The 8,868-nt window shown below is 71.5% G+C and carries 8 protein-coding genes; 4 read left to right on the top strand and 4 right to left on the bottom strand.

Annotated features, from left to right (window positions below; genetic code table 11):
- A partial coding sequence (locus GKQ77_RS21185) for an acyltransferase family protein (protein WP_219690503.1) occupies positions 1-1,085 on the top strand: 1,085 nt, incomplete at its 5' end.
- Here the strand turns inward: GKQ77_RS21185 and GKQ77_RS21190 are convergent.
- Genes GKQ77_RS21190 through GKQ77_RS21200 form a run of 3 tightly spaced genes read right to left on the bottom strand, consistent with a single transcriptional unit; the run spans position 1,082 to position 4,852 of the window.
- The gene (locus tag GKQ77_RS21190; protein WP_219690504.1) at positions 1,082-1,549 is read right to left on the bottom strand and encodes an HD domain-containing protein; all 468 of its coding nucleotides are present in this window, start codon (positions 1,547-1,549) and stop codon (positions 1,082-1,084) included. The two genes, GKQ77_RS21185 and GKQ77_RS21190, sit on opposite strands and share 4 nt — an antisense overlap.
- Before the next feature lie 19 nt (positions 1,550-1,568).
- Entirely contained in the window at positions 1,569-4,025 is a 2,457-nt protein-coding gene (locus GKQ77_RS21195) for an ABC transporter permease (RefSeq protein WP_219690505.1), read from the bottom strand.
- Positions 4,025-4,852: an ABC transporter ATP-binding protein gene (locus GKQ77_RS21200; RefSeq protein ID WP_219690506.1), complete on the bottom strand. Its 828-nt coding sequence runs from the start codon at positions 4,850-4,852 to the stop codon at positions 4,025-4,027. Before GKQ77_RS21200 ends, GKQ77_RS21195 begins: the two co-directional genes overlap by 1 nt.
- 263 nt (positions 4,853-5,115) lie before the next feature.
- On the opposite strand from GKQ77_RS21200, the gene GKQ77_RS21205 reads away from it, so the two are divergent.
- Positions 5,116-5,964 carry a helix-turn-helix domain-containing protein gene (locus tag GKQ77_RS21205; RefSeq protein ID WP_308117738.1) on the top strand — a complete coding sequence of 283 codons (849 nt, stop codon included), beginning with the start codon at positions 5,116-5,118 and terminating at the stop codon, positions 5,962-5,964.
- Positions 5,924-6,199 (top strand): DUF397 domain-containing protein, encoded by a 276-nt coding sequence (locus tag GKQ77_RS21210; protein WP_219690508.1) that lies wholly within the window; start codon positions 5,924-5,926, stop codon positions 6,197-6,199. The genes GKQ77_RS21205 and GKQ77_RS21210 overlap by 41 nt, the downstream gene beginning before the upstream one ends.
- Before the next feature lie 195 nt (positions 6,200-6,394).
- Here the strand turns inward: GKQ77_RS21210 and GKQ77_RS21215 are convergent, their stop codons facing one another.
- Positions 6,395-7,570, bottom strand: a complete 1,176-nt coding sequence (locus tag GKQ77_RS21215) for a PP2C family protein-serine/threonine phosphatase (RefSeq protein ID WP_219690509.1) — start codon at positions 7,568-7,570, stop codon at positions 6,395-6,397.
- A 152-nt stretch (positions 7,571-7,722) separates the two neighbouring features.
- Between GKQ77_RS21215 and GKQ77_RS21220 the strand changes: the two genes are divergently transcribed.
- A partial coding sequence (locus GKQ77_RS21220) for a GNAT family N-acetyltransferase (RefSeq protein ID WP_219690510.1) occupies positions 7,723-8,868 on the top strand: 1,146 nt, incomplete at its 3' end.

Consider the following 8,868-nt stretch of genomic DNA (forward strand, 5'->3'; position numbering starts at 1 on the left):
CCCCCACTCCGGTCGGCCACCGCGCGGCCGCCCGTTCGGCGAAGCCCGCCAAGCAGCGCGACGCGTTCTTCGACAACGCCAAGTACCTGGCGATCGTCCTGGTGGCGATGGCCCACGCATGGGAACCCCTGACGGATCACAGCCGCGCCGCCGAGGCGCTGTACATGACCGTCTACACCTTCCACATGCCGGCGTTCATCCTGATCTCCGGCTACTTCTCGCGCAGCTTCGACATGCGGCCCGACCGCCTGCGCCGCCTCGTGACCGGTGTCGCCGTGCCGTATGTGATCTTCGAGGTCGCGTACACCCTCTTCAAGCGCTGGGCGGACGACGACCCGGCCCAGCCGATCAGTCTGCTCGACCCCTGGTACCTCACCTGGTTCCTGGTCGCGCTCTTCGTGTGGCGGCTCACGGTGCCGCTCTGGAAGATCGTGCGGTGGCCGCTGCCGCTCGCCCTGGCCATCGCCATGCTCGCCGTGATCTCGCCGGACATCGGTGACGACCTGGACCTCCAGCGCGTCCTGCAGTTCCTGCCGTTCTTCGTGCTCGGCCTCCTCATGAAGCCCGAGCACTTCCAGCTGGTGCGCCGCCGCGAGGTGCGGATCCTGTCCGTGCCGCTCTTCGGCGCCGCCGTGCTGCTCGCCTACTGGGCCGCGCCCCGCATGACGTCCGTGTGGTTCTACCGCCGCGACAGCGCGCAGGAGCTGGGCGTGCCGTGGTGGGTCGGCATCGTGATGACGCTGGCGCTCTTCGGGTGCTCTGTCGTCCTCACCGCGTGTTTCTTCGCGTGGGTGCCGCGCCGCAAGATGTGGTTCACGATCCTCGGCGCGGGCACGCTGTACGGCTATCTGCTGCACGGCTTCCTCGCCAAGGGGTCCCGCTTCTGGGGCTGGTTCGAGAATTACGAGTGGCTGCACAAGCCGCTCGGCGAGATCTTCGTGACGGTGGTGGCCGGCACGGTCGTGACCCTGCTGTGCACGCCTCCCGTCCAGCGGATGTTCCGGTTCGCGATGGAGCCCAAAATGGAGTGGGCCTTCAAGCGGGACGCGGCGGAGCTGGCCCGGGAACGCACGAGGTCGACCTAGCGGAGGGGCTCACCCCGCACTCCCAACAGGGCGCGCATGACGGCGTACTTCGCCGCCAGGCGCGCCCTTGTCGTTTCGTCGAGGACCGCGAGGCGGGCCGGGTCCGCGTTGTGGGCCAGGTCCGCTTCCTTGACGAGGCGGGCGCCCGGCGTCGCGAGAATGCGCCCGGCGTACGCCTCCATGGACTCCCCCGGCCGCTTGGTGAGCGCCAGCACGATGGCCTTCGTTCGAGGGGGCAGCGGGGCCTCTCGCAGCCAGTCCTCCGTCAGCGCGTCGTCCTCGACGGAGTCGTGCAGCCAGGCCGCCGCGATCTGCTCCTGCGAGCCGCCCCGCGCCCGCACCCCGTCGGCCACTGCCTGGAGGTGCTCGGTGTAGGGGCGGCCCGCCTTGTCGGTCTGGGTGGCGTGGGCCCTGCGGGCGAGGGCTTCCACTTCGGTGAGCGGCAGGATGGGGCTGGGGTCCATGCGCGGGATTCTTCCCGGGTCAGTGGGACTTCAGTGCCACCCGGGCCGGGATCGTCGTCGCGGCCAGGCCGAGGAGCAGGATCGCGGCCACGAAGGAGCCGTAGACCAGCGGGGGGATGTACGGGGCCTCGCCGGTCAGGCCGTTCACCATCGGGACGAGCGTGGCGAGGGCGATCGCCGAGCCGATGACGATGCCCGCGACGGTGACGATCAGGGCCTCCCAGTGGATCATCCGCATCACCTGGCGGCGCGTGGAGCCGATCAGGCGCAGCGTGCCCAGTTCGCGGCGGCGGTCGAGGACCGTCATCACCAGGGTGTTGACGGCGGCGACGGCCGCGAAGCCGCCGAGTACGGCCGCCATCGTGGTGTTGGCCCAGGCGTTCAGCTCGCGGTCGAGGGACTGGGCACTGGTGTAGTCGTCGCGGTCCTGGAGGGTGCCGAGGGCGGACAGGGCCGGGGCCGCGCCTCCCTCGGTCCAGATCTCGGTGGGGAAGGCCGAGGTGACGTGCCGCTTCAGGTCGGTGGCGGGCAGCGTCACCTGGGAGAGGCCGAGGCCCCTGCCGTACGTCGCCACGATCTTCGGGGATGCCTTGGTGCCGTCGGGCAGGTGGAGGGCGAGGCGGTCGCCGACCTCCACGTGGGCGGAGCGGGCGAGCTTGGCGTCCACGGCGATCTCGCCCCTGCCGAGCCGGAGCGTGCCCGTCTCGACCTTGAGGTCCTGGACCTTGCCGAGGTCGGCCGCCGTGCCGGTGATGCCCTGCGTCGACGCCGACTCCAGCCAGCGGTCGCCGCCCGAGCCGACCGGGACGAGCACGGAGGTCTTGAGTAGTCCCACGGCGGCGGTGACTCCGTCGGCGTCCCGGGCCTTGGTGAGCGTGTCCGGGGTGAGTGCGGTGTCGGAGGTGAGGATGTGGTCGGCCGTGATGCCCTCGCGCTGCTGGTCCGCGGCGACCCGATCCTCGCTGGTGTGCATGAAGACGAGGACGGAGGAGAACGCCATGGCGAGGACGATCGGGGTGATCGCGGAGGCGAGACGGCGTGCGTTCGTACGGGAGTTCGCGGCGGCCAGGGAGGCGGAGGCGCCCGCGCCGCGCAGCGGGAGGCCGAAGAGGGCCGCGCAGCCCCGGGCCACGAGCGGGCCGAGCAGCGCCACGGCGAGCATGAAGAGCATGACGACGCCGAGTGCCGCGTTGGCCGCGTCGTCGCCGCTGGTGCTCGCGGCGACCCCGGAGAGGGCCGCGCCGCCCGCCGCGGCGGCGACGCCGAGCGGCGTACGGATCCAGCCGAGCCCCGACCGTTCCACGGACGCCTCGCTGAGCGCCTGGCCGGGCTTGATGCGGGAGGGGCGGCGGGCGGCCATGAATCCGGCGCCGAGCGCGGTCAGGACGGCGATGCCGACGGCGGCGGCGAGCGGGATGAAGGAGAGGGACAGGTCGACCGCTTCCGGGATCGCGCCCTTCTCCTTGAGCTGCCCGAACCACCAACTGGCCAGGGCGATCCCGGGGAGCACGCCGACCGCTCCCGCGAGGGGCGCGACGAGCAGGGTCTCGGTGGCGATGGTGCGGCGGATCTGGCGCGGGGTGGTGCCGATGGCACGCAGCAGCGCGTACTCGCGGGCGCGCTGGCCGACGGAGAGCGCGACGGTCCCGGCGGCGGTGAAGACGGCGGTCACGGCCGCGATGCCGCCGAAGGAGCCGCCGAGCGCGGTCAGCATCTCCTTGGCGTAGGCGAGTTCGGAGCCCTCGGCGGCGCTGCGGTCGTCGCCGGTGTGGACCTCGGCCTTGCCGCCGAGGGCGTGCGCGACCTGGGACTTGAGGGCGGCAGCCGAGACGCCCGGCTCGGGCAGGGCGACGACGGCGTCGATCCGGCCCGGGTGCCCGGAGATGCGTATGGCTTCGGAGTCGGCGAACCAGGCGGACGGAGCGCCGCTGTGGGCAGTCTTGACCGTGCCGGAGACGCGGAAGGCGCGCGGGCCGTCGGCCGTGGTGAGCGTGATGCGGTCGCCGACGGCGGCGCCGGGGGTGGCGAGGGCGACCTCGCCGGGGTGCGGGGCGCGGCCCTCGGTCAGTTTCTCGCCGGTGAAGGCGGTGGAGCCCCAGCCGTGCGCGGTGACCTCCTTGCCGCCGGAGCGGATGGGGAAGGTGACGTCGGCGACGGCGGTGCGGGCGCCCGGCGCCGAGGCGGCCTTGGCGACCAGGGACGCGTCGAGCCGGGCCCGGTCGGGCAGCGGGGTGGAGGTCTCGGAGCGGGAATCGCCGCTTCCGGTGACGAAGTCGACCGCCTGGTCGGCGGCGGCCACCACGGGGGCGCCCGCGTAGCGGACGGGGGGCGCGGAGGCGCGCAGGCCGGTCTCCAGGAGGATTCCACAGGCGGCCACGATCAGCGAGGCCATCATCAGCGCGACGAAGGTCCCGGCGAACGCGGCGGGCTTGAAACGGATCGCCGCACGGGCCAGGCCATTGGGTACGTACGCCATTACGCGGCCGCCGTCGCGTAGGCCGGAGCCGTCAGCGCGGTCATACGGGCCGCGATCTGCGCGGCGGACGCATGTTCGAGGCGGTCGACGAGGGAGCCGTCGGCGAGGAAGAGGACGCGGTCGGCCCAGGCCGCGGCGGCCGGGTCGTGGGTGACCATGACGACGGTGGCGCCCATGGCGTCGACCGCCGAGCGGAGCAGGCCGAGGATCTCGGTGGCGGTGGTGGTGTCCAGGGCGCCGGTCGGTTCGTCGGCGAAGATCACGTCGGGCTCGGTGACCAGGGCGCGGGCGATGGCGACGCGCTGCTGCTGGCCGCCGGAGAGCTGGCCGGGGCGGCGGCGCCCCTTGTCGCCGAGGCCGACGCGGGCCAGCATCGCGGCGGCCTTGCGGCGGTCGGGGCGGTGGCCCGCGAGGCGCATCGGCAGGACGACGTTCTGTTCGACGGTCAGCGAGGGCAGCAGGTTGAACGCCTGGAAGACGAAGCCGAGGCGGGTGCGGCGCAGGGCGGTGAGCTTGTTCTCGCTCATACCGGTGATCTCGGTGCCGCCCAGGTGCACGCTGCCGGAGCTGGGCCGGTCGAGGCCCGCCGCGCACTGCAGGAACGTGGACTTGCCCGACCCGGAGGGCCCCATCACGGCGGTGAAGCTGCCGCGCGGCAGGGCGAGGTCGATCCCGGCGAGCGCGTGCACGGCACCGGCCCCGCGCCCGTACTGACGGCGCACCCCGCGCAGTTCGACGGCCCAGTCACCGGGCCGGGCGCTCGGCATCGGAGGCGTCACGACCGCTCCCGCGCGCTCTTCGGTCCGGTTCTTCCGTCGCAGCCCCATGGCTGTGCCGCCTTCCGTTCGTACGTTCGTGCACCGCTGGTCGATGTCTCGAACCTACGGATCGGGGGCTGGTGTGGACCATGAGGACGGCTGGCGGACCGGGGGTGGGGTTAACCCCAGGCGGGGCGGCGCCTCACACGTCCCTGACATGTCAACACCCGCAACAGTTCAGCCAGTTGGGACGTTCACCAGACCGGGCCACTACTGTGCGCTTACGCTTGAACACGATCCGAATTCAACCCTCCGGGACGTTGGAGGCAGGCGTGACTCAACCCCGCGCGCTCGACGCGAGCGCCTCACCACTCGACTACTACGGCGCCGAATTACGCCGCCTGAGAGAAGCCGCCGGACTGAGCCAGGCGCAGTTGGGCGACTGCATCTTCTGTACGGGGTCCTTGGTGGGCCAGATCGAGACGACGAAGAGGGTGCCGACGCGGGAGTTCTCGGAACGGGTGGACGCGGCGCTGGGCACGGATGGTCTCCTTTCGCGTCTCGTGGGCCTGGTCCTGCGCAGCCAGTTGCCGTGCTGGTTCCAGGAGTACGCGGAAATGGAAGCCCGCGCCGCGTACATCTCGACGTATCAGGCGCAGTTGGTGGACGGACTGCTCCAGACACAGGCGTACGCGCGAGCGGTACTGGGCGTCATGACGGATGACAACCTCGACGCGCGAGTCGAAGCCCGGATGGACCGCCAGCGCATCCTGAAGCGGAAGAACCCGCCGCTGTCGTGGGCAGTGCTGAGCGAGGCAGTACTGCATCAGGAGATCGGCGGCCCTGAGGTCATGCGGGAGCAACTGGCCCACCTGTTGAAGATCCAGCGAAACCAGTGGGTGAACCTCCAGATCCTGCCGTTCGCGGCAGGCCAACACGCTGGCCTGATGGGCACGTTCTGCACCCTCCGCTTCGAGGACGACCCCGATCTCATCTACACCGAGGACTTCGTGCAGGGCCACATGACGGCTCATCCCGAGAAGGTCAAGGAAAGCTCCCTTCGTTACGCTCACTTGCAGGCATCCGCCTTGTCCATGGAGGATTCGGCGGCACTGATCGCGCGCGTGATGGAGGAACGGTATGGAGACCAACCAGCAGCTGGCGGGCGCGACATGGCGTAAGTCGAGCTACAGCGGTGACACGGGCGGCCAGTGCATCGAGTGCGCACCGCTCGGCACCGCCGCCTGGCGCAAGTCGTCGTACAGCAGTGACACCGGCGGCCAGTGCGTTGAGGTCGCCGACCTCAACGCCCATGTCGCCATACGGGACTCCAAGAACCCCGAGGGCCCGGCCTTCGCCGTCGCGCCCGGCGCCTTCGCGGCGTTCGTCTCGGCGGCGGCAAAGGGCCGCGTATGAGCCGAGTGTGACAAGCCGTTTTTCCTTGGGGTACAGTGGATCTTGAGCCGGTCGCCGCTTCAAGCGGTAACCGGAGATGCGTCGGTGGTCCAAGGAAAGACGCCCCGCTTCCTGCGGGGAAATGCAGGTGCAAGGCCTGCCCGGCGCTCTATCAAGGCCCGTACACGTTCAGCGTGTACGGGCCTTTGCGTTGGCTCACGCCTCCCGGCAGATCAGCAGCAACGCCCTGTCGTCGTTCACGTCCTTCGCGACCGCCTCGATGAGGTGCCAGGCCGCGCCGTGGAAGCCGCCCGCCACATAGCGGTCGGCCTCGCCCGTGAGGCGGTCTATGCCCTCGGCGATGTCGCGGTCCGACGTCTCCACCAGGCCGTCGGTGAAGAGCATCAGGACATCGCCGGGGCGCAGCAGGCCCTTGACGGGGTCGAACTGGGCGCCGTCGTAGACGCCGAGGAGCGGGCCCTGGCCCGTCTTCTCCTCCCAGCGGCCGCTGCCCGCGCTGAGCTGGAGGCCCGGCGGGTGGCCCGCCGAGAAGAGTTCGTAGTCGCCGGTCTCCAGGTCGAGGACGAGGTGGATGGAGGTCGCGAAGCCCTCGTCCCAGTCCTGGCGGAGCAGATAGCCGTTGGCGGCGGGCAGGAAGGAGTGCGGGGGCAGCGAGCCGAGGAGGCCCCCGAAGGCGCCGGAGAGGAGCAGGGCGCGCGAACCGGCGTCCATGCCCTTGCCGGAGACGTCGGTGAGGACGACCTCCAGGGTGCGGCCGCCGTTCGTGCGGGCGGCGACGACGAAGTCACCGGAGAAGGACTGCCCGCCGGCCGGGCGCAGCGCCATCTCGCGGTGCCAGCCGCGCGGCAGCTTGGGCAGTTTGCTCTGGACGCGGATGCGCTCGCGCAGGTCGAAGAGCATCGTGCCGCCGCCGCGCCAGGGCACGCCGACCCGGCTGCGGAACTGGGCGATGACCAGACCGAAGAATCCGCAGGCCGCCACCACGAGGACCACGCCGGGTGTGACGCGCGAGGACCCTTCGGTGTACGGGCCGAGCTGGACGGACTCCACGATCAGCGCCACGGCCGCCGCCGCGTACAGGGCGAGGAGGCTGGCGGGGCGCAGGAGCAGGCCGCCCGCGACGATGGGCAGGACGAGGGCGGCGGGCGCGCACCACACGTTGTTGATGAGCGTGCCGCAGGCGATCATCGGGACGGTGACGAGCAGACCGGCGAGGGCGACCCAGTCGGGGCCGTCTCCCCGGAAGTAGTCGACGCCGGATTTGCGCAGCACGTTGCGGGCCCGGTGCAGCCGCTTGTTCATCCGGGCCGTGAGCGTCTCGGCTTCCGCCCGCCGCTCGCGACGCGCGCGCCGTACTTGTCGTACCGCCATTGCTCGTGGACCTTATCCAGCGGGCCGCGCACTTCGCACGGGAGGTCCCTCTTGTCCCCCGTCGGAGGCATGCGAGGGACGAGGGTCGACGGCCGGTTCCGTCCCCGGAAATCCCCTCGCACCGGGAGGTATCGCCCTGGTAGGCATGGCATATGACGACAGGCTTAAGAGTGGTCTCGGAATCGGAGTGGGCGGCCTGGTACGGGTCGCTCGACCTGGCGTTCGGCGGTGTGCCGGAGTCGCCGCAGGAGCGTCGGCTCTGGCGTGACCTGGTCGAACTGGACCGGTCGCTCGGGGTGTGGGACGGGAGTACGTGCATAGGCGCGACCTCCGCGTTCTCCTTCCGGCTCTCGGTGCCGGGGGGCGCGCTGGTGGACGCGGCGGGCGTGACGATGGTGGGCGTCGCGGCCACGCACCGGCGGCGCGGGGTCCTGACGTCGATGATGCGCCGGCAGCTGGACGACATCCGCGCGGGCGGCGAGCCGCTGGCCGTGCTCACCGCGTCCGAGCCGGTGATCTACGGCCGTTTCGGGTACGGCGCGGCGACCTGGCAGATGAAGGCGGAGATCGACACGAGCCGGGTGAGCCTGTCCGTCCCGCCCGGCACGGATGACGTGGTCCTGCGCTATGCCGAGCCCGCCGATGTCCATGCGGCGTGTGAGGAGTTGTACGCCCGCCGGGTCCCGGAGCGGCCGGGCATGCTGGCGCGGCGGCCGGGGTGGGAGCGGCACGGGCTGCTCGACCCGGAGAGCGACCGCGCCGGGGCGTCACCGCTCCAGTGCGTGGTCGCCGAGCGCGGGGGCGAGCTGGTCGGATACGCGCGGTTCGCCGTGAAACCGGACTGGGAGTGGCAGGGCCCCAAGGGCACGGTCCAGGTACGCGACCTGGAGGCCGTGGATCCGGCGGCGTACGCGGCGCTGTGGCGGTTCCTCTGCGACATCGACCTGACGTCGTCGGTGCTCGCGCGCAACCGACCGGTGGACGACCCGCTGCTCCAGCTCGTCTCGGACGTACGGCGGTGCGATGTCGCGGTGCGGGACTCGTTGCACGTACGCCTGGTGGAGGTGGGCGCGGCGCTGGAGGCGCGTACGTATCAGGCGCCTGTGGACGTGGTGTTCGAGGTCGAGGACGCCTTCTGTCCCTGGAACGCGGGGCGTTGGCGGCTCACGGGTGACGCGAAGGGCGCGTCGTGCGCGCGTACGGAGGACGCGGCGGACCTCGCCCTGTCGGTGCGGGAGCTGGGCGCGGCGTACCTCGGCGGCGTCTCCCTTTCGTCGCTCGCGGGCGCGGGGCGGGTG

This window comes from Streptomyces anatolicus (assembly GCF_019400875.1).
In the GTDB taxonomy this organism is placed as follows: Bacteria; Actinomycetota; Actinomycetes; order Streptomycetales; family Streptomycetaceae; genus Streptomyces; species Streptomyces anatolicus.

What these genes read in the sequence shown, in the direction of transcription:
- GKQ77_RS21210 (WP_219690508.1), top strand. Translation starts at nt 5,924, where the DNA reads ATGGAGACCAACCAGCAGCTGGCGGGCGCGACATGGCGTAAGTCGAGC.
- GKQ77_RS21195 (WP_219690505.1), bottom strand. Translation starts at nt 4,025, where the DNA reads ATGGCGTACGTACCCAATGGCCTGGCCCGTGCGGCGATCCGTTTCAAG.
- GKQ77_RS21215 (WP_219690509.1), bottom strand. Translation starts at nt 7,570, where the DNA reads ATGGCGGTACGACAAGTACGGCGCGCGCGTCGCGAGCGGCGGGCGGAA.
- GKQ77_RS21200 (WP_219690506.1), bottom strand. Translation starts at nt 4,852, where the DNA reads ATGGGGCTGCGACGGAAGAACCGGACCGAAGAGCGCGCGGGAGCGGTC.
- GKQ77_RS21190 (WP_219690504.1), bottom strand. Translation starts at nt 1,549, where the DNA reads ATGGACCCCAGCCCCATCCTGCCGCTCACCGAAGTGGAAGCCCTCGCC.